Genomic DNA, 20,406 nt, shown 5'->3' on the forward strand with positions numbered 1-20,406 from the left:
GACGATCAACCGGGAAGCCTCGCCTGTACATGCATACAGGCCGGCGCGGGCCCGCCTGCTCGATGTCGCGATATCCAGTGGCGGCCCTGTGACGAGGGCCCGGAAGCGCAGTCGCAAAATTACGACAAATCGAAAGGTGAGCCGATACGGGAATAAGTTTCGCACGTATCGAGCACAGGCAAAAATCTGTGAATCCGCGCATCCCGCGACACGTCTGGACGAGTCCCAAACGCTTTAAATCCGGACCGGTGAGGGTTTTCGGGAGAGGGTTGGGGTGAGTGCCGTTTTGCACGTGCACTTCACCGGCTATGGTGAGCATGTCGTTCTGGACGCACATCACCACAGGCGCTATCCTTCCGTGAAACTTCTCCTCCGACCTGACGCATGGCCACGAAGCGCGCCAAGAAAACCGATGTGGATGTGGTGAGTGCCAGTTCAGCCGAATTGCGTAAGGCCGTCGAGGCGATCGCAATTCAGCCGAAGAGCGGCAAGATCACGCTCCTGACCCGCAAGCTGTTCAATGTCCTGCTCGCCGTCGCGCAGCAGGCCGACGACTCGGGCGATACCTATCGCGCGCTGCTGTCGGATATCGTCGCCAACTCCGCCTTCGATTCGAACGACACCGCACTGGTGAAGGAACACCTGCGCCGCATGGTGTCGGTCCAGGTCGAGTGGAGCACGGGGACGTCGAGCCAGAAGCCGGGCCGCAAGTGGGGGATCTCGACGCTGATCGCCGATGCCGAAATTCTCGAGGATCCGGCCACCCGCCGTGTGTGGGTCGAATTCTCGTTCGCACCGAAGATCAAGAAGAAGCTGCTCGACCCGGTCCAGTACGCGCGCCTGAGCCTCCAGTTCCAGAGCCAGCTGCGTAGCAGCGCCGGTCTCGCGCTCTATGAAATCTGCGTGCGCTACCTGACGAACCCGAGCCACCTGACGATGCGCGAGCCGTGGGAGTGGTGGCGGCCGATCCTGTCGGGCACGCCGGATACGGAAGCCGGCGACGAGGCGAAGCGCGAGTACAAGTACTTCAAGCGCGACTATCTGCGTCCGGCGATCGCCGAGGTCAATGCGGTCACCAACATCTTCGTCGAACTGATCGAGCATCGTGAAGGGCGGCGGGTCGCGGAGATCCAGTTCCGCGTGACCGAGCGCAAGCAGCCGATGCTCGCGCTCGACGAGCATCCGAACGTGTTCGACAGCACGCTGGTCGACCGGATGGTGAAGCTCGGGATTCCGCTCAAGGAAGCGCAAACGCTCTACGCCGACAGCGAGGAAAACCGGATTCGCGCCGCGCTGCAGATGACCGAGCAGCGGATGCGCAGCACGACGCTGCCGCCGGTGCGCAGTGCGCCCGCGTTGTTCAAGGATGCGCTGAAGAAGGGTTATGCGCCGCCGGTCGAGTCCGTCGACACGCTGCCTTCCGGCATGCCCGCCGCGAAGGCCGTCGCGGCGCAGCCGGACGATCTGAAGGCGCGTTTGTTGAGCGAATTCGCGGCGTTCCGCCGCAAGGAAGCGAAGGTGCTGTACGAGGAGCAGGGCGACGCGGAGCGCGAAGTGGCGCGCGAGTCGTTCGAGTCGGAAGTGTTGCCGACGATGGGCTCGCACCTGCGTGACGACTGGCGCAAGCGCGGCCTCGATTCGAAGCTTGCCGAGACGGCGTTTTTCGACTGGCTGGCCCAGAAGACCTGGGGCGAGCCGACTGACGGCGACCTGCTGTCGTTCACCCTGAACCAATCGCGGGCCGCCTGAGGCCCGTTCAGGCCCCTCTGACGGGCCGCCGCCGGCTGCCCGCCCAACCGGCGGGCCCGGCGCATCGCCAGGCCCTGCCGGCCGTTTCCATCAGTCCGACAACAGCATCCGCTCGAGCTGCTCAAGGATCGCGTCGCGCTTGTCCTTCGGTAGGCCGCGCAGGCGCAGTTCGATGCGGTCTTCGCCATACGACTTCAGGTCGCCGACCGACTTGCCGCCGAGCTTGATCTCGAGACGCTGCGCATAGCGCTGGCGGCCCGCCGGCTTCGGCGTTTCCTGCGCCGCGACGCGGCCCTTGACGATGTCCGACACCTGGCGCGTGCTGAGATCGTCGGACACGATCTTGTTGATCAGCCGCAGCGTTGCTTCGGTGCCGCGCGCATTGTGATAACGGCCGACCTGATACGCCATGTTCGAACCGAAACGATCGGGGCGCGCAACCATCTCCTGCATCACGCCTTCCGGCAGCTTGCCGATCGACAGCGCAACCGCGACCGTCGACTCGTCGAGGCCGAGATGCTCGGACAACTCCTTCTGACTCTGGAAGTGCTTGTCGTCGAGGAAGCGGCGCCACACGACGGCGTTGTCGAACACCGTCTGCGAATCGCGTTGCACGTTCAGGTCGTAGCCGAGCTTGTAGCTCTGGATTCCGATCGGCACGTCGATCACGATCGCCTTCACCGACTCCTTGTTCGCCTCCTTCAGCGCGCGCACACGGCGGCCGCCGTCGCTGACGAAATACGAACCCGGATTGTCGTAGTCCGGAATCACGTGGATTGCCTGCTGCTGCCCCTGCTTCGCGAGGTTGACCGCGAGTTCGGCGATCGACGACTTCAGATAGAAGTGCCGCGGGTTGAACGGGCTATGCTTGATCGCCTTCAGCGGCAGCTCGATCACCTGGCCGGGCGCATAGCGGTTCTCGAGGCGCCACGCGCGATATTGCGGCGACTCGTCGTTCGATGGATCGAGCAGGACGTCCGGAGCCGGCGGCGGCGTGATGTCTTTCTTTGCGGACTTCGTCGGGGCCGGCGTGGCCGTCTCGGATTTGACGATGCCGTCGATGGCATTCAGCCGATCAAGCGCCGTGCGCTTCTCGCTCGTCGTGATATCCGGGCGCGCTTGGAATCCTTTTGCAAATTGGGAGGGTTTCATGTGACTCCTTTATGCGCATAAAGTCAGGGCAGCATGGCGACGATTTCGTCGGCGCATGCGCGGATTTCCGCGGCGGCCAGCCTGGCGCCGCGATCGTTCATCTGCAGCACGGTCTGACCGAGCGCCATCGCCTGCTTGTACGCTTCCCGGGTCGGGATTTGCGTCTTCAGCAACGGGAAGCCGAGCTCCTCGAGCGCGCGCTTGAGCTCGCGGGTGAGCATGCGCTTCTCTTCGGTCTTGTTCAGCAGGAAGACGGCACGGAGGTCTTCGTTCATCACCTGCGCCTGCTGGATCAGCTTGACCAGCCCGACGCTCGACCAGTAATCGGCGGGTGACGATGAAGTCGGGATCACGGCGATCGATGCGGCCAGCAGCACGACGCCGGAGACCTTCTCTGTGATCGACGGCGGGCAATCGACGACGATGATGTCGTAGTCGTTGATGAACTTCTTGATCTCGCGATGGATCTGGCCGCCGGCTTCGGCGAGGTTGACGACCGGGAAAGGGATGCCGGTGTCGCTGTCACCGGATGCGCTCGACCAGTGAACCAGTGTGTTTTGACCGTCAGCGTCGATGACGAGAACGCGTTTCCCTTTTTCATGGAATGCCGCGCCGAGGTGCATGGCAATCGTGCTCTTGCCGACGCCACCTTTTTGTTGAGTGACTGCAATGATTTCCGCGGCCAATTTTCACTCCTGTTTTTGGTCGTTGGAATTCTACAGGACGATATTTATATTTCAATGAAATTGTCGTTTGCCAACTACGCGTTAGCCGTTCGGGCTATCGATTTATGCGCATAAACGAATGGGGACGCCGGATGGCTGGAGCGGATGGCGGCGAGATTGCCGCGGTGGATGATGAGCGGGGGGATCGTCGTGACGACAGGCGTTTCGGTCTAACGTTCGAGAAGCTGATCGGCGCAATGTGTCGGGGCTGCTCTGGCAATGGTTGAATGGGCGCGACCTTCGTAACGCGGAAGTTTGTGCGCATAAACTCCGGCGGTGCTGGAGAGCAACCACGAGTCAGCGTCCTCGCTTGAGCACGAACCTGGATGACGAACCCTGCGCGGCTCGGGTCGGCGCGATACTCGCGCAAGGCACCGTGTGCAGCGACGAAGCGCTGGGCACCCCAAGCGTTTATGCGCATAAACCATCGAGATGCTCGGCTGCCAATTTCGGCTCACGTCGGCAAGCGCGCGTAAAGACGCCTCCACGATAATGCCCCGGTCGTCATCGTATATCGCCTCGTTGATCGTTCGAAGCATCGAAGGTGCCGGGGCCGGCCGCGATATCCGTGGACCTCCCCACCCCGGGAAGCGACGGCTTTATGCGCATAAACCCCGCGACGCATAAACTGTACGATGGCCTCCGCGTCAGAGCCGGCAACACGCCATTGCGATGCGTCGTTATTCACCCGCGCCAATCGCCAACGTAGACGGCCTTGGCAATCGCCCGTCACCGCGCTTTATGCGCATAAACGCATCAAGCGCGCGGCCCGCTCGTCGGCGCGACCGACTCTCTCCACACGAGACACCGAGACACCACCTCCCCTTCCGCCGGCGTGCCGGTACCCCGTCGAAACGACCGCAACCAGACTGGCTACAATACGTGCCTTTCCTGTCCAGGCCCGAATGATGATCACGATCTACCACAACCCCCGTTGCTCGAAGTCTCGCGAGACGCTCGCACTGGTCGAGACGCTGAACACCACCGGCACGCCGGTGAATGTTGTCGAGTATCTGAAGACGCCGCTGACGGTTGAGGAACTGGAAGCCCTGCATCGTCAGCTCGGGCGCCCGGTGCGCGACATGCTTCGCGACGGCGAGGAGCCGTACAAGACGCTGGATCTGGCCCGTGCGAGCCTTACCGACGCGGAGGCCTACGAAGCGATTGCGGATCATCCGATTCTGCTGCAGCGTCCGATCGTCGTGTACCGAGGCAAGGCAGCCATTGGCCGCCCGCCCGAGTCGGTGCGCGCGCTGTTCGAATAATTGTTGTTCGGCGTATTTTTCTTATCGCATCATCCCGGCCCGACCGTGCCGGGAATGCGCGGCTGGCTTCGCAAGCCGCAGCCCGACCCCCGCAGCCGTGATCACCGTCGGCCGCTCACCGCGACAATCACCGCTCGCACACCGCCAACGACCTCCGCCGCCACACAGCGAGCAGCCCGTACTCGATGCCCGCGAGCCACCTCCAGCATCAACCGTTCGACGTCGACAACGACATCGCCAGCTGCAACGCGTAACCGCACGACGACATCAGCAACTCAGCCCTGCCCGTCGCCCGATGACCTATCGCGATCGCCACCCGCGTCATCCCCCGTACCCCGCCCCGCCGCCGCATGCGCCGCCGTCCGCAGCAGCGCGATCTGCCCGCGATACGCGCGGCATCCGCTGCAAGCCGGCAGATGCACATGCACTTGCACGCGCTCATGAAGCGTCAAGGACCGGTCGAGCGCATCCGACAGCAATCGCGTCACGTCCCTACATTTCCCCGGCAGCATCTTCGGTCGTCAGTCCTTTTTCGCTGAGGCAGGTGCGCAGGCGCGTGCGCGCCCGATACAGCAGCACGCTGCAATGATTCGTCGTCAACGTCAGTTCGCTGCAGATGTCGGCAATCTCGACGTCGAGGAACTCGCGCATCATGAACACGCGCCCGATGTGCTCCGGCAGGTGGTCGAGGCAGACCTGGAACAGCGTCCAGAACTGCTGTTGCTGCAATAGCGTTTCGGGGCGCGGCCACGGTCGCGGCTTCGTGTGCGCGGCCCAGTGTCCGTTTTCCTTGAACAGTTCGCGATCCAGCATGGATTCGCCGTCGAGTTCCGCATCGAGCGCGGACAGGCTCACCGTCCGCTGCCGTGCGCGCAGGATGTCGATCAGCTTGTTGCGCAGGATGCCGAACACCCAGGTCTTGTGGGCGGACCGTCCCGCGAACTCTCCCGCATGCGACCACGCGGCGGTCAGCGCTTCCTGCACGGCATCCTCGGCCGCATCGGCATCGCGGAGCTGAAGCCGCGCGAAGCGCAGCAGGTCGCGCCGCAGTTGCGCGAGATAGGCAGGGTCGTCGTACGCGGACAGCATGGCGGGTCGGGAGCCTTACAAAGCGGAAGCGCGCGCGTGCGCCATCGGGCGCGCATCGCGGTGTGCGAGAAGCTTACTGGTCAGGTCGCCGCGCCGCAACGCATGTTCCGTCACGCATTCACGAAGCCGGCCGGCACGCTGCGCTATGCTTGCCGGAGCCCCGCGTCGCACGCCGCGAGATCGGGACGCGGGCGGTTTGTAACATCAGACCATAATGGTCAAGTTATCCACAATTTCTGTGGAAAACCTTGTGGAAAGTCGGCCGGGCAGCCCCGTGGGACGGTTCGCGGGCTGGCCTGCCTATAAACAGACCTTTGTCGCCTGTCCAGAATCAATCGATCCGATTCCTTACTCACCGGAAGGAGAAAGCCATGTCCTATCGTGTTGCAGTCGTCGTCGGCAGCCTGCGTCGCGGTTCCTGGAACCGCGCGCTCGCGCACGCCGTGATCTCGCTCGCCCCCGCCGATTTCTCGTTCGAATTCGTCGAGATCGGCGAACTGCCGCTGTACAGCCAGGACTACGACGCGGACTTTCCGGAAGTCGCGAAGCGCTTCAAGCAGTCGATCGAAGCGGCCGACGCACTGCTGTTCGTCACGCCGGAGTACAACCGCTCGATCCCGGGCGTGCTGAAGAACGCGCTCGACTGGGGCTCGCGCCCGTGGGGCCACAACTCGTGGTCCGGCAAGCCGGGCGCGGTGCTCGGCACGTCGCCGGGCGCGACCGGTGCCGCGCTCGCGCAGCAGCACCTGCGCAACGTGCTCGCGTATCTCGACGTGAAGACGCTCGGGCAGCCGGAAATGTTCATCAAGCATGACCCGGCGCGCATCGACGACGAGGGCCGGATCGTCAGCGAGGACACCCGCAAGTTCCTGCAGGGCTTCGTCGACCGCTACGTCGACTGGGTGCGCGTGCTGAAGGCGGCCTGATCGCCGTCCCCTTCCCGCAGCCGGCACCGGCCCGCGTGCCGCGGGTCAGGCGCCGGCGTGCCGCGCATCGCGCGCTTCGCGGATGCCGAGCAGGATTTCGTCGAGCAGCGCGATGTCGAACGGCTTCGACAGCACGCGCACGTTGACGGTGCGCGTGCGGTCGAGCTCCTCCGCGTAACCCGTGACCAGGATCACGGGCAGCTTCCCCGGCCGCCTGTCGATCGCTTCGGCGAGGTCGATGCCGTTCAGGCGGCCCGGCATGTGAATATCCGAGATCACCAGGTCGAATGCGTCGTTCGCGGCCGCGCCCTCGATCAGGCGCAACGCGTCGTCGCCGGTGGGCGCATAGGTGACGCGGTGACCGAGCAGCGTGATCAGCGCTTCGGTGCCGGCCGCGACTTCGCTGTTGTCTTCGACCAGCAGCACGTGCAGGCCCGTGAGCGCGCCCGTGTCGTGCGCGACGGCCTGCGGCCGCGCGACGATGTCCTCGACGCGTGCGCGCGGCAGGTAGAGGCGCACCGACGTGCCGGCGCCGACCGCGCTGTCGATCGTCGCGAGGCCGCCCGAGCGCTCGCAGAACGCGAATACCTGCGGCAGCCCGAGCCCCGTTCCCATCCCCTGCGGCTTCGTCGTGAACAGCGGCTCGAACGCGCGCGCGAGCACGTCGGGCGCCATGCCCGAGCCCGTATCGTCGAGCGAGATCTGCACGAAGTCGCCGGTCAGCGGAAAGCCGTCCTCGCGGCGCAGCGTCACGTTGCGCGCACCGACCGTGAAGCGGCCGCCGACCGTCATCGCATCGCGCGCGTTGACGGCGAGATTGATCACCGCGAGCTCGAGTTCGGCGACATCGACCCGGATCGGCCATACGCCGGGTTCGATCGCGACGACCAGCAGCGATTTCGAACCGAGCGACGTCTTCAGCAGTTCGCGGCACGTGCCGACCCATTGGCCGACGTCGATCGTCTCGCTGTGCAGCGGCTGCTTGCGCGCGACGCCGAGCAGCTGGCGCGTGAGCGACTGGCCGTTCTTCAGCGCGCGTTCGATCGCGCCGAGTTCCTTGTCGAGATGCTGGACCCCGCGTCGCCGCGCGATCTGCACGTTGCTCGAGATGATCATCAGCAGGTTGTTGAAGTCGTGCGCGACGCTGCCGACCAGGTTGCCGAGCGCCTGCATCTTGCGCGACTGCCGGTACGCCGATTCGATCGAGCGCCGCATCGACGCTTCGGCCTGCCAGCGGTCCCAGGCCTCCTCTTCCGCCTTCAGCCGCTTCAGCGACAGCCAGATCACCGACCACAGCGCGATCGACGGCGCGAACATCGAGATGAACAGCACGCTCAGGTGTTCGTACCATTCATGCCAGATCGCCGAGGTGCGGTACGCGCAGGTCACGTACACGGGATAACTGCCGACCTGGCGGTATGCGACGATCTCGCTGCTGGCGCCGTCGTGGCGCACCCGCACGACACCCGCGCGCGGATCGTTGCTCGCGTTGCCGAACGTGGTCGTGCGATCGGTGTGCGCGAGCGACGGCGGCGGCGGATACGACGCGATCACCGCGCCGTCGGAGCGCGCGAGCGCCATCGTCATCGGCGTGGCCGCGCCGCCGAGCAGGTCGCGGTAGAACGCATTGAAATACGACGACTTCAGCGCGATCGACACCATTCCGGCGAACGAACCGTCGCTATGGCGTCGCGCGACGCCCGTGTTGAACACGGGAATGTTCTCGAGCTTGAGCGGCCCCATCATCAGCCGCGAGATGTGTTCGATGACCTTGCCGTCGCGGATGCCGGCGAAGTCGTCGCGGTTCGCGATCGACGCATAGGGCGCCGGATAGTAGAGGCTGTTGGCGAGCAGCATGCCGCTTGCCCCGAAGATCGACACCGCGGCCACCTGCGGATAGCCGCCGCCGATCGTGTTCAGCGCTTCGTGGATGTCGGATTCGTGGCGGCGCACGGTGGCGTCGTCCATGTCCTGCACGAGATCGACGATGCGCGCATCGAGCGTCTCGCTCAGGTCGAACACCTTGAGCGCATGTTCCTCGGCGACGCGCACGGTGCGCATCGTCACGTCGCTCGCCGCGGCTTCGCGTGCCTTCAGGTCGTTGTACGCCATGACCGACACGTAAATGCACGGCAGCACGATCGCCGCGACCAGCAGCACGATCAGCGTCACGCGCCGGACCGCGAAATCGTGCTCGGGTGCGCCGGACGCATAGCTGCCGTCGTCCTGCCAGTCGTCGGCGGGCGTGGAGGCGTGCGGGCGGGAGTCGGCGGGACGTTCGGACGTCATTGAAGAAAGCGGGTGAAGCGGAGGTGTTCAATCATAAACGAGTTGCGCGCGCCCGCCGCACCGCTGCACCGCCGCACGGACGTGCAACCTGACGATTCCGACAGGTGCAAACTGAAAGTTTGAAAACGCTATGAATCCGGCAGCGCAAACGTACACAAAGAAAAATTTTGCGTGCTTATCCTGAAAATGGTCGCGGCTGTTTTCAGAATGCCGGGCGATCGGACCAATTCTGTTCGAAATGGTGAAAATGGCGAGTTGCACCGCCTTCGGTTTACTCCGAGAATCGCGCCTTGCTTTCCCTATGACAGATATATGCGCCCGCCGGCGTTCGCGGCGCGGTGTGTCGCGTGCCTCGTGCCGTGGCGCCCGCGCGCGGCCGCACGGTGGTGGCCCGCGCATGATTGCATGGCGCCTCAAGAAGTGCGCCGCGCGGTCGTTAACGCGAGAGAGACCATTCCGTATACCGCTTCGCCGCCATGCCTTTGCCGATCGTGATCGCCGACGACTCCTTGCTCGCTCGCAAGCTTCTGACAAAGGCACTGCCGGGAGACTGGGACGTCGATGTCGCGTATGCGGCGAATGGTCGTGAGGCCCTGGCGCTCTATCGTGACGGCAAAGCTTCCGTGATGTTTCTGGACCTGACGATGCCCGACATGAACGGCTATCAGGTGCTCGAGACACTGCGCCACGAAGACCTGAACACGTTCGTGATCGTGGTATCCGCCGATATCCAGGCGCAGGCGCAAGCACGCGTGCGCGAGCTGGGCGCGATCGCATTCGTTGCCAAGCCCGTGACGTCGGAGGCGTTGCTGCCCATTCTCAAGGAGTATGGGTTGTATGCCTGAATCGGTGTTCACGGCGGAGCAACGCGACGCGTTGCAGGAGATCGCCAACCTCGCGATGGGCCGCGCCGCCGCACGGCTCGCGCTGCTGCTCGGCCACTTCATCGAGCTGTCGGTACCGCGCGTGCGCATCGTGAAGGCCGCCGAAGCGGGCGACGCGCTGCGCGAGATGACGGGCATCCACGAGAACGTGACGGCCGTGCGCCAGGGATTCCGTTCCGACATCAAGGGCGAGGCGATCGTGCTGTGCCGCAGCGCGGGCGTCGCGCGGCTCATGTCGCTGATGGACCGCACGTTCGGCGACGGCGTATACGCCGGCATGGCCACGCAGGACGAACTCGTGTTCGATGTCTCGAACGTGCTGATGAGCGCGTGCGTCGCGTCGATTCTCGACGAGCTCGGCCGCAAGCCCGTGTTCTTCCCGCCGGGGCTGCTCGGCGCGAACGTGTCGTTCGACGACGTGTTCCAGTCGAACGCGCTCGCCTGGAGCGTCGCGCTGCTGCTCGAAGTGAACTTCGGCCTCGAGGATCACGCGTTCCGCGCGCATTTCGTGATGCTGATGGCCGAGGACTCGATCCGGCTGATGGGCGACGCGCTCGACGCGTTGCTGTCCGCGCTATGAACGCTACTGCCACCGCTACCGCCACCGCCACGTCGCTGAGCGATCTCGTGATCGAACGGGTGGGCTTCGGCCTGTTCGTGCTCGACCGCACGATGACCGTGCTGATGTGGAATCGCTTCATGCAGGACCACAGCGGCATCCCGGCTGCCGACGTGATCGGCCGCAACCTGTTCGACTGCTTTCCGGAGCTGCCGCGCGCGTGGCTCGAACGCAAGCTCGAGAGCGTGTTCCAGCTCGGCAGCTTCGCGTTCAGCTCGTGGGAGCAGCGGCCTTACCTGTTTCGCTTCGAGCACGACCGGCCGATCACGGGCGGCGTCGACTACATGCAGCAGGACTGCACGTTCATGCCGCTCACGCGGGGCCGCGACGTCGAGGCCGTGTGCGTGACGATCTCGGACGTGACGCACGTGAGCGTGATGCAGCGCGAGCGCGAGGAGGCGGTCGCGAAGCTGCGCGAGCATGCGAATCGCGACGGCCTCACCGGCATCGCGAACCGGCGCTTCTTCGAGGCGCGGCTCGGCGACGAGTTCGCGCGCTGGCAGCGTTACGGCGGCGACCTGTCGGTGCTGCTGTTCGACCTCGACCACTTCAAGACGATCAACGACCGTTTCGGGCATGCGGCCGGCGATGCGGTATTGCGCGAGACGGCGCGTCGCGTCGCGTCGATCGTGCGCGCGCAGGATACGTTCGGCCGCTTCGGCGGCGAGGAATTCGCGCTGCTGCTGCCGTGCACGAATCTCGACGAGGCGATGCGGGTGGCCGACAAGGTGCGCGACGCGATCGGCAGCACGCCGGTCGACGCGGAAGGCGTCAGCGTGCCGGTGACGGCGAGCGTCGGCGGTGCGTGCGCGACGGCCGGCGCGCCGGCGTGCGACGTGCTGGTCAACGAGGCCGATACCGCGCTCTATCGCGCGAAGCGGCTCGGGCGCGATCGGTCGATCGCATACGCGTAATTCCTGCGTCGTTGCGCCGCCGCTCCGCGCGGGCCACGCACGCCGTTCAGCTTTTCGCGATAGCCGCCAGCACGCCCGCCAGCACGGCCGGCTGCGACACGAACGGCGAATGGCTGCTGTCGAGCTGGTGCACGTGCGTCGGGTTATCGGGCACGAACGCGTCGGCTTCGTCGATGAAGCGCTGCTGCAGCGCGGGCAGGACCACGCGATCCGCCAGGCACTTGATGTAGTGACGGTCGATCGCGCCCCAGCGCGCGGCGGTCGTCGGAATCGCGGTCGCGAACGGCGCGGCCGGTACGTCGCAGGTCATCAGGTTCGCCACCGCTTCGAAGTCGGCCTGCGGCACGTCGTCATACAGTGCGCGCTTCGCGAGTTCGCGATACGCGGCATCGCCGCTGCGCGGATCGATCCGCAGCGCGCCCGCGACGCGCGGGCTCGCGAGCATTAGCGGGCCCAGCATTTCGCCCTTGTTCTCGGGCGCGCGCACGTAGTCGAGGCCCGGCACGCCGGACGCGGGCATGAACGCCGCGAGATAGACGATTTTCGCGATCTTCTCCGGCGCGCGTTCCGCCGCGGCCGTGATCGCGAGGCCGCCCATGCTGTGCCCGACCAGCACGACCTTGCCGCGGCCGAGCGCATACGCGTCGTCGACGGCCTGCATCACCTGCGTCGCGTAATCGTCGAGCGTGGTATTCGCGACCGGCGACGGCTCGGCGCCGAAGGCGTCCTCGTCGAGCGGCCGTTGCAGATAGGACGCGGGAAAGCGGGCATTGATGCCGTGCGCGGGCAGGTCGCGCGCGATCGACAGGTAGCCGCGCGCAGCGAGCGCGGCCGCGACGTGCGCGTAGCACCACGCGCCGTGCCACGCGCCATGCACCAGCACGAAAACGGGATGGTCGGATTGCGCGGTGGCGGTTACGTTCGTCTCCATGGTGTCCGTGTTTTTTCGAGAAAGATGTTCATCTTAGACGAAGCCGCGCGCGTCCAAGCATGAACGCGCGGCGCGGCCGTGCGCGCGCTCGCGGCGGCGGTCGCGATGGGGCCCTTTTGTCTCGTACGGGCCACATTTCGTCTTGATCTGATTTGAATTTGCGCCGAAGCGCGCTAATTTGACGCTTTCTTCCCGATTGCTCCCATGAACGTCGACTATCTCTTCTACCGGCGGCCGGACAAACCTGGCCCCTATTCCCTCGACGACCTGGGCGAGATCGCGCCGCCGATCGGCCCGAGCGACGTGGTGCGCGCGGGAATCGCGCGCGTGTTCGAGCAGATCGACTGGCAGGAGTCCCCCGACGTGCCGGGCGCGTGGTTCGGCACCGGGGGCCCGTCGTTCCAGTTCACGGCCGAGCCGGACGGGCGCGTGACGAGCTTCATGGGCTCGCGGCTCGAACGCCGCTCGATGCTGCAGTTGACCCGAGAAATGGGACTCATCGCGCTCGACCTGCAGCGCGACATCGTCTACGGCTGACGGGCCGCGCGACGCCGTTCCCCGCCGCGGCCGGCCGCGCCGAGCCGCCCGCCCTCGGGCGGCCCGCCGCGCGCGGCGCGTGTCCGCCATCGAACTTCAAAGATTGCTATACTTTCGCCCAATTCCGGCTTCCGGCCGGTAATTTGTGCCTGTCTGCGTCGATCGTTCGCATATCTCGCACGCATTTGACGCCCTGACCAACCCAGCCGGGCATGGCTTCTTCAATCGCCCCGCGTGGGTGTCTCCGTGGAGCTCGTCTTGGCCGTTTCCAATCTCGTCGTGGACGAACAAGAAACCGACGCCGCTGCCGTCACATCGGGCAGTTCTTTCTATTTGGCGATGCGCATCCTGCCGGCGGTGCAGCGCGACGCGATGTTCCAGGTCTACGCGTTCTGCCGCGCGGTCGACGACATCGCCGACAGCGACCTGCCGCGCGCCGAGCGCAACGCGGGCCTCGATCGCTGGCGCGCGGACATCGACGCGTGCTTCGCCGGCCAGCCGCCGCGCCATCTGGTCGCGCTCGAGCGCGAGATCCGCGCGTTCAACCTGAAGCGCGAGGACTTCCACGCGATGATCGACGGGATGGCGATGGACGCCGCCGAGGACATCTGCGCGCCGGACGAGCCGACGCTCGACCTGTTCTGCGATCGCGTGGCGAGCGCGGCCGGCCGCCTGTCGGTGAGGATTTTCGGGATCCCGGAAGCGGAAGGCATCAAGCTGTCGCACCACCTCGGCCGTGCGCTGCAGCTGACGAACATCCTGCGCGACATCGACGACGACGCGGCGATCAACCGCTGCTACCTGCCGCGCGAGCTGCTTGCGCGCGAAGGCATCGCGATCACCGACCCGGCGACGATCGTGCGCGACCCGGCACTCCCGCGCGTATGCGCGACGCTCGTCGAGCGCGCGCTCGCGCACTTCCGCGCGGCGGACGCGGTGATGGACACGTGCACGCGTGCGCAGGTGAAGGCGCCGCGCATCATGTCGGGCGCGTATCGCTGCATTCTCGAGGCCGCGATCGCGCGCGGCTTCGCCGCCCCGCGTGCGCCGCTGCGCAAGCCGAAGGCGCGAATGCTGATGATCGCCGCGCGCTACGCGCTGTTCTGAGCCGATGCCCAGAACCGTCCACGTGATCGGTGCAGGACTCGCGGGCCTGTCGGCCGCCGTCGAGCTGCAACGCCGCGGGCGGCGCATCGTGCTGCACGACGCGCATGCGCATGCGGGCGGCCGCTGCCGGTCGTGGTTCGACGGGACGCTGAACACCACGCTCGACAGCGGGCTGCATCAGGTTTTCGCGGGGCAGTCCGCGACGCAGCGCTACCTGCGCGCGACCGGCGCCGCCGATCAGCTCACGGGGCCCGCGCTGCCTGAATGTCCGGTGGTCGACGTCGCGTCGCAGCAGCGCTGGACGCTGCGTTTCGGCAACGGGCGCTGGCCGTCGTGGCTGTTCGACGCCGCGTCGCGCGCGCCGGGCACCACGCCGCTCGACTACCTCGCGCTGGCCCCGCTCGCGTTCGCGCGCACCGGCCGCTCACTCGCACAGACGATGCGATGCGACGGCGTGCTGTGGGATCGTTGGCTGCGGCCATATTTCCTCGGGGTACTGAACGTCGAGCCGCGCCACGCGAGCGCCGAGCTCGCGCGCGCGGTGCTGAGCGGTACGTTTGCCGCGGGCGGCGCCGGGTGGCGCCCGCTCGTCGCGCGCCACGGGCTCGGCAGCGCATTCGTCGAACCGGCGCTGCGGATGCTGCAGCACGGCGGCGCGCAGATCCGGCTGAACTCGCGGCTCGATGCGTTCGAATTCGGTGCGCACGGCAACGCGGTCGATGCGGTCACGATCGGCGGCGAGCGCGTCGATCTCGCGCCGGGCGATGCGGTCGTGCTGGCCGTGCCGCCCGAGGTGGCGCAGCCGCTCGTCCCGGATCTCACCGCGCCCGATACCTTCAGCGCGGTCGTGACCGCGTACTTCGCGGTCGACACGCCGGCCGGCAACCCGCTGCAGACGACCGTCGTCAACGGCGTCGTCGACGCGGTGCGCACCGGCGGCGGTCCGCTCGCGGCGACGATCCGCGACGCGGGCCGCTGGCTCGACATGCCGCGCGATGCGCTCGCGCGGCGCATCTGGGAAGACGTCGCGCGCGTGACGGGCGCGAACCCGGAAACCCTCCCCGCGTGGCAGTTCGTCGTCGAGCCGCGTGCGGGGTTTGCGGCGGTGCCGTCGCAGGAAATGAAACGTCCGGCCGTGCGTACGCGCTGGACCAATCTCGTGCTGGCGGGCGACTGGATTGCCACCGGCTTGCCCGCCACGATCGAGGGCGCGATCCGTTCCGGCCAGCTGGCCGCGGACGTGCTCCAGACACAATAAGAGAGGGACCGATGAACGATCTCACCGATATGGCTACCCTGTCCGCCGGCACCACGCCGGCCGGGCTCGACGCGGCCGTCGCCAGCGCGACCGACGCGCTGCTGGCCGCGCAGAACGCGGACGGACACTGGGTCTACGAACTCGAGGCCGATTCGACGATTCCGGCCGAATACGTGCTGCTCGTCCACTATCTCGGCGAGACGCCGAACCTCGAGCTCGAACAGAAGATCGGCCGCTATCTGCGCCGCATCCAGCAGGCCGACGGCGGCTGGCCGCTGTTCACCGACGGCGCGCCGAACATCAGCGCGAGCGTGAAGGCGTATTTCGCGCTGAAGGTGATCGGCGACGACGAGAACGCCGAGCACATGCAGCGTGCGCGCAAGGCGATCCACGCGATGGGCGGCGCCGAGATGTCGAACGTGTTCACGCGGATCCAGCTCGCGCTGTACGGTGCGATTCCGTGGCGCGCGGTGCCGATGATGCCGGTCGAGATCATGCTGCTGCCGCAGTGGTTCCCGTTCCACCTGTCGAAGGTGTCGTACTGGGCGCGGACCGTGATCGTGCCGCTGCTGGTGCTGAACGCGAAGCGTCCGATCGCGAAGAACCCGCGCGGCGTGCGCATCGACGAACTGTTCATCGACCCGCCCGTCAACGCCGGCCTGCTGCCGCGCCAGGGCCACCAGAGCCCCGGCTGGTTCGCGTTCTTCCGCGTCGTCGACCATGCGCTGCGCGCGGTCGACGGCCTGTTCCCGAACTACACGCGCGAACGCGCGATCCGCCAGGCCGTGTCGTTCGTCGACGAGCGCCTGAACGGCGAGGACGGCCTCGGCGCGATCTATCCGGCGATGGCCAACGCGGTGATGATGTACGACGCGCTCGGCTACGCGGAAGATCATCCGAACCGCGCGATCGCGCGCAAGTCGGTCGAGAAGCTACTCGTCGTGCACGAGGACGAAGCGTATTGCCAGCCGTGCCTGTCGCCGGTGTGGGACACGTCGCTCGCCGCGCACGCGCTGCTCGAAACCGGTGACGCGCGTGCCGAGGAAGCCGTGCTGCGCGGCCTCGACTGGCTGCTTCCGCTGCAGATCCTCGACGTGCGCGGCGACTGGATCTCGCGCCGCCCGAACGTGCGTCCCGGCGGCTGGGCGTTCCAGTACGCGAACGCGCACTATCCGGACGTCGACGACACGGCCGTGGTCGTGATGGCGATGGATCGCGCGCAGAAACTCAAGCAGACGGACTCGTATCGTGAATCGATGGCGCGCGCGCGCGAATGGGTCGTCGGCATGCAGAGCAGCGATGGCGGCTGGGGTGCGTTCGAACCGGAAAACACGCAGTACTACCTGAACAACATCCCGTTCTCGGATCACGGCGCGCTGCTCGATCCGCCGACCTCGGACGTATCGGGCCGCTGCCTGTCGATGCTGTCGCAGCTTGGCGAGAGTGCGTTGAGCAGCGAGCCGGCCCGTCGCGCGCTCGACTACATGCTGAAGGAACAGGAGCCGGACGGCAGCTGGTACGGCCGCTGGGGGATGAACTACGTGTACGGCACGTGGACGGCCCTGTGCTCGCTGAACGCGGCCGGCCTGACGCCGGACGATCCGCGCATGAAGCGCGGCGCGCAGTGGCTGTTGTCGATCCAGAACAAGGACGGCGGCTGGGGCGAGGACGGCGACAGCTACAAGCTGAATTACCGCGGCTTCGAACAGGCGCCGAGCACGGCGTCGCAGACGGCGTGGGCGCTGCTCGGCCTGATGGCGGCCGGCGAGGTGAACAACCCGGCCGTTGCACGCGGCGTCGACTACCTGATCGCTCAGCAGAACGAAGAAGGCCTGTGGGACGAGACGCGCTTCACGGCGACCGGCTTCCCGCGCGTGTTCTACCTGCGCTATCACGGCTATCGCAAGTTCTTCCCGCTGTGGGCGCTTGCGCGCTATCGCAACCTGAAGCGCGCCAACGCGACGCGCGTGACGGTCGGGATGTAACGCGTGGCGCCGACGCAGCAGAACGGCACATTGCCCGTCATCGCCGTCACGGGGATGGCGTTCGAGGCACGCATCGCGCGCGGTCACGGCGTCGAGGCCGTATTCGCCGCACGGGCCGACCGCCTCGAGCGCGCGCTGGCCGAAGCGACCGCGCGCGGTTGCGCGGGCATCGTGAGCTTCGGCACGGCGGGCGGGCTCGCGCCCGATCTCGCGCCCGGCGCGCTCGTGATCGCGGACGCGATCGACGGGCCGTTCGGCCGCGTGCAGACCGACACGGCCTGGAGCGCGCGGCTCGTCGCCGCGCTGCACGACACGCCGGTATGGGCGCGCGTCACGCGCGGCACGATGGCGGCGGTCGGCGCACCGGTGGTCAGCGAGCAGGAAAAGACGTCGCTGCATCGCGCGAAGGGCGCGCTCGCCGTCGACATGGAATCGCATATCGCCGCGGCCTTCGCGGCGTCGCGCGGCGTGCCGTTCGCGGTGTGCCGCGCGATCGTCGACCCGGCGTGGCGCACGCTGCCGCGCGCGGCAACGGCCGGCCTGCGCGACGACGGTAGTACGGCCATCCTGCCGATCCTCCGTGAACTGCTGAAGCAGCCGTCGCAGCTCGGTCCGCTGCTGCAGGTCGCGGGCGACGCGCGCGCGGCGCGCACGACGCTGATCCAGGCGCGGCACGCATTCGAGCGTGCGGGCGCGATGCGGATCGTCTGAGCGGCGTTCGCTGCTTTCCGCTTTTCCTCTCCTCCTTCCCTTTTCGTTTTCCGTACGCGCAAAAAGGAGCGCTGCATGATGCAGCGCTCTTCGGCCATTCCGGACCGGTGCAATTCATGCAACGGCACAGAGAATGAGATTTGTTCGATCTTCGAGCAAAGAGCACCGACGCACAAATGCCGCGATGGATCATTTTTTAAATGATCAGGATAACGACTCATATCTCAAAAAAGGTCTGTAGCCAAAGGCACGCATATCCAGTTCTCGCAGTTCTACCAGGTATTTTTCGAGATGGCCTTTCAGGCTAGCATTCAATGCATTGTTGACAGCGCGAGGCCCTCGGAGGTCTTGTACGGAATCCGGAATTTTATCTCGTCATGAACCCTCATCTCCTTGACGCTTACAACCGGGAATTGCTCTATTTCAAGGAGTTGATGGAGGAGTTCACCCAGGCGCATCCGAAAATAGCGCGTCGGCTCGGCATGCATGCCGGTGAGATTGCCGATCCCTTTGTTGAGCGCCTGGTGCAGGCCGCGAGTTTTTCAACCGCACGGCTACAACTGAAGCTGGATGCCGAATTCCCCCTGCTGACCAGTCGACTGCTGGAAACCGTCTATCCGAATTACGTCGCACCGACGCCCTCGATTGCCGTTGCTTGCCTCCATCCCGATGATCAGGAAGGCAGTTTGCTCGAAGGGTTTTGCATACCTCGCGGCACGGAGTTCGCGAGCCGTGTGCCGGACGGCGAACGCACCTCCTGCACATTTCGTAGCGGTCTGGACGTGACGCTGTATCCGTTGGAGATCGTTTCTGCGAGGTTGACGGGAGTTCCACCGGATATTCCATCGATAGAACGATATGGCGTCGCGCACAGGCCGATTCGCGGTGCGTTGCGTCTCAGGCTCCGTACTACGGGCGAAGCGCGATTCAATGAGTTGCGCGGTCTGGATCGATTGCCCGTCTATCTTGCGGGCGACGAACGTGTGGCGTCACGGCTGTTCGAGTTGATCCACGCTGGTGCAGTGTCATCCGTGACTGGGGTGCCGAACCGCTTTGCTGATCCTGATCAGGCACTCGGGATCGTCTTCGATCGGGCGATCGAATACACGGGGTTGGCTACCGACGAGAGTTTGCTGCCACTGGCCGGGTCGAAGTTTCACGGCCATAACCTGCTGCACGAATATGCAGCGTGCCCCGCGCGTTTCTGGTTTTTCACGCTGACCGGTCTGAATGCGGGGCTGCGACACGTGACCGATCGTGAAGCCGAGATCGTTGTGTTGCTCGATCGCTTCGACAGTGCGCTGGCCGAGCACGTCGACGCATCCCGGTTTGCACTCTTTTGTACACCGGTCATCAACCTGTTTCGTCGCAAAACCGATCCCGCCGAGATACCGAGCATGGGCGGCGAGATTCTGTTGCAACCCGACAAGCAGAACGGCTCGGACTACGAGGTGTTCGCGGTGGAAGCGTTGCATGGTTTTGTGAGCAAAGGCGCGGCGTCGCTCGAGTTTCGTCCCTTGTATCGAGCACTGGTGAACGACGAAACCAATCACGGGCGCCATTTCACGACGCGCCGCGAACATCGCATGACCGAGGCGTCATGTCGCCGTTACGGTGCTCGCGTCCCGTACACAGGTACCGATATTTACGTTTCGCTGGTTGATCAGGACGAAGCACCCTATTCACAGGCAATGAAATATCTGTCGGTCGACGCCTGGTTGACGAACGGTGGTCTGCCAAGCCTGTTGAAACCTGATGGCACGACGGACCTGACCGTCGGTATCAGTGCGCCGGTCAGCCGAACCGGACTGATTCGTGCGCCGAGCCTCGCGCGTGCGCCGCTTGCACAGGGGAGTGTGGCATGGCAGTTGATCGGTCAATTGAATCTCGGCTATGGCAAGTTGGAGGCCAAGGATGGAAGCGGACTGCGCGACATTCTCGCTTTGTTCGCTGCTGCCGACGATGTGTGCTTGCGCCGTCAGATCGACAGCCTGATCCATATCGATACGCGCCCCGTGACGAGGAAACTGCCGGGGCAGAGCCAATTGCGGTTCGGTCGCGGCATCGAATGTGTGCTGACGGTGGATGAAACGGGCTTTGACGGCACGAGTCCGTATCTATTCGGGACGATCCTCGAACACTACGTAGCGCGTCACGTTTCGACACATTCCTTTACTCAATCCGTGCTGCGCTCGCTGCAGCGCGGCGAGTTGATGCGCTGGCCGGTTCGAATGGGGACGCGCAGCGCACTGTGATTTACGTGGA

The 20,406-nt window shown here is 65.6% G+C and carries 19 protein-coding genes; 12 read left to right on the plus strand and 7 right to left on the minus strand.

The features are described 5' to 3' along the window. Positions 1-384: 384 nt before the first annotated feature. Positions 385-1,749: a replication initiation protein gene (locus DIE06_RS26835; protein ID WP_124663961.1), complete on the plus strand. Its 1,365-nt coding sequence runs from the start codon at positions 385-387 to the stop codon at positions 1,747-1,749. Positions 1,750-1,839: 90 nt separating this feature from the next. On the opposite strand, the gene DIE06_RS26840 is transcribed toward DIE06_RS26835, so the two are convergent. Both DIE06_RS26840 and parA read right to left on the minus strand, forming a co-directional pair. Next, positions 1,840-2,901: a ParB/RepB/Spo0J family partition protein gene (locus DIE06_RS26840; RefSeq protein WP_124663962.1), complete on the minus strand. Its 1,062-nt coding sequence runs from the start codon at positions 2,899-2,901 to the stop codon at positions 1,840-1,842. 23 nt (positions 2,902-2,924) lie between these two features. Beyond that, the gene (parA, locus tag DIE06_RS26845; protein ID WP_124663963.1) at positions 2,925-3,587 is read right to left on the minus strand and encodes a ParA family partition ATPase; all 663 of its coding nucleotides are present in this window, start codon (positions 3,585-3,587) and stop codon (positions 2,925-2,927) included. A gap of 947 nt (positions 3,588-4,534) precedes the next feature. Between parA and arsC the strand changes: the two genes are divergently transcribed. Beyond that, positions 4,535-4,891: an arsenate reductase (glutaredoxin) gene (gene arsC, locus DIE06_RS26850; RefSeq protein ID WP_124664018.1), complete on the plus strand. Its 357-nt coding sequence runs from the start codon at positions 4,535-4,537 to the stop codon at positions 4,889-4,891. 275 nt (positions 4,892-5,166) lie between these two features. Here arsC and DIE06_RS26855 read toward each other — a convergent pair whose 3' ends face one another. Together DIE06_RS26855 and DIE06_RS26860 are read right to left on the minus strand one after the other, a co-directional pair. Continuing rightward, entirely contained in the window at positions 5,167-5,403 is a 237-nt protein-coding gene (locus DIE06_RS26855; protein ID WP_124663964.1) for a zf-HC2 domain-containing protein, read from the minus strand. Next, positions 5,384-5,980, minus strand: a complete 597-nt coding sequence (locus DIE06_RS26860) for an RNA polymerase factor sigma-70 (protein WP_124663965.1) — start codon at positions 5,978-5,980, stop codon at positions 5,384-5,386. Before DIE06_RS26860 ends, DIE06_RS26855 begins: the two co-directional genes overlap by 20 nt. Before the next feature lie 371 nt (positions 5,981-6,351). Here DIE06_RS26860 and DIE06_RS26865 point away from each other — a divergent pair, with 371 nt between their 5' ends. Next, the gene (locus tag DIE06_RS26865) at positions 6,352-6,906 is read left to right on the plus strand and encodes an NADPH-dependent FMN reductase (protein WP_124663966.1); all 555 of its coding nucleotides are present in this window, start codon (positions 6,352-6,354) and stop codon (positions 6,904-6,906) included. Positions 6,907-6,951: 45 nt separating this feature from the next. On the opposite strand, the gene DIE06_RS26870 is transcribed toward DIE06_RS26865, so the two are convergent. Together DIE06_RS26870 and DIE06_RS26875 are read right to left on the minus strand one after the other, a co-directional pair. After that, complete coding sequence (locus tag DIE06_RS26870) at positions 6,952-9,195, minus strand: hybrid sensor histidine kinase/response regulator (protein WP_124663967.1); 2,244 nt, start codon at positions 9,193-9,195, stop codon at positions 6,952-6,954. Between the two features lie 27 nt (positions 9,196-9,222). Beyond that, positions 9,223-9,456, minus strand: a complete 234-nt coding sequence (locus tag DIE06_RS26875) for a hypothetical protein (protein WP_124663968.1) — start codon at positions 9,454-9,456, stop codon at positions 9,223-9,225. Positions 9,457-9,671: 215 nt separating this feature from the next. Here DIE06_RS26875 and DIE06_RS26880 point away from each other — a divergent pair, with 215 nt between their 5' ends. Genes DIE06_RS26880 through DIE06_RS26890 form a run of 3 tightly spaced genes read left to right on the plus strand, consistent with a single transcriptional unit; the run spans position 9,672 to position 11,612 of the window. Next, complete coding sequence (locus DIE06_RS26880) at positions 9,672-10,040, plus strand: response regulator (protein WP_124663969.1); 369 nt, start codon at positions 9,672-9,674, stop codon at positions 10,038-10,040. Further along, a complete protein-coding gene (locus DIE06_RS26885) occupies positions 10,033-10,659 on the plus strand; it encodes a chemotaxis protein CheC (protein ID WP_124663970.1) in 627 nt (208 codons plus the stop codon). The genes DIE06_RS26880 and DIE06_RS26885 overlap by 8 nt, the downstream gene beginning before the upstream one ends. Continuing rightward, complete coding sequence (locus DIE06_RS26890) at positions 10,656-11,612, plus strand: GGDEF domain-containing protein (RefSeq protein WP_124663971.1); 957 nt, start codon at positions 10,656-10,658, stop codon at positions 11,610-11,612. The genes DIE06_RS26885 and DIE06_RS26890 overlap by 4 nt, the downstream gene beginning before the upstream one ends. A 46-nt stretch (positions 11,613-11,658) precedes the next feature. Here DIE06_RS26890 and DIE06_RS26895 read toward each other — a convergent pair whose 3' ends face one another. Continuing rightward, positions 11,659-12,543, minus strand: coding sequence for an alpha/beta fold hydrolase (locus DIE06_RS26895; RefSeq protein WP_124663972.1), 885 nt, complete (start codon positions 12,541-12,543; stop codon positions 11,659-11,661). 204 nt (positions 12,544-12,747) lie between these two features. On the opposite strand from DIE06_RS26895, the gene DIE06_RS26900 reads away from it, so the two are divergent. The 6 genes from DIE06_RS26900 to tssF all read left to right on the plus strand — a co-directional run bounded on the left by DIE06_RS26900 (position 12,748) and on the right by tssF (position 20,396). After that, positions 12,748-13,080, plus strand: a complete 333-nt coding sequence (locus DIE06_RS26900) for a hypothetical protein (RefSeq protein WP_059538785.1) — start codon at positions 12,748-12,750, stop codon at positions 13,078-13,080. A 258-nt stretch (positions 13,081-13,338) separates the two neighbouring features. Further along, positions 13,339-14,187, plus strand: a complete 849-nt coding sequence (gene hpnD / locus DIE06_RS26905) for a presqualene diphosphate synthase HpnD (protein ID WP_124663973.1) — start codon at positions 13,339-13,341, stop codon at positions 14,185-14,187. A 4-nt stretch (positions 14,188-14,191) separates the two neighbouring features. Further along, the gene (gene hpnE / locus DIE06_RS26910; RefSeq protein WP_124663974.1) at positions 14,192-15,445 is read left to right on the plus strand and encodes a hydroxysqualene dehydroxylase HpnE; all 1,254 of its coding nucleotides are present in this window, start codon (positions 14,192-14,194) and stop codon (positions 15,443-15,445) included. 11 nt (positions 15,446-15,456) lie between these two features. After that, positions 15,457-17,430, plus strand: coding sequence for a squalene--hopene cyclase (gene shc / locus DIE06_RS26915; RefSeq protein WP_124663975.1), 1,974 nt, complete (start codon positions 15,457-15,459; stop codon positions 17,428-17,430). A 54-nt stretch (positions 17,431-17,484) separates the two neighbouring features. Next, positions 17,485-18,141: a phosphorylase gene (locus DIE06_RS26920; protein ID WP_409364516.1), complete on the plus strand. Its 657-nt coding sequence runs from the start codon at positions 17,485-17,487 to the stop codon at positions 18,139-18,141. A 377-nt stretch (positions 18,142-18,518) separates the two neighbouring features. Beyond that, the gene (gene tssF / locus DIE06_RS26925) at positions 18,519-20,396 is read left to right on the plus strand and encodes a type VI secretion system baseplate subunit TssF (RefSeq protein WP_124663977.1); all 1,878 of its coding nucleotides are present in this window, start codon (positions 18,519-18,521) and stop codon (positions 20,394-20,396) included. Positions 20,397-20,406: the final 10 nt, after the last annotated feature.

The sequence above is a fragment of the Burkholderia sp. Bp8998 genome (assembly GCF_003854235.1).
GTDB lineage: Bacteria > Pseudomonadota > Gammaproteobacteria > Burkholderiales > Burkholderiaceae > Burkholderia.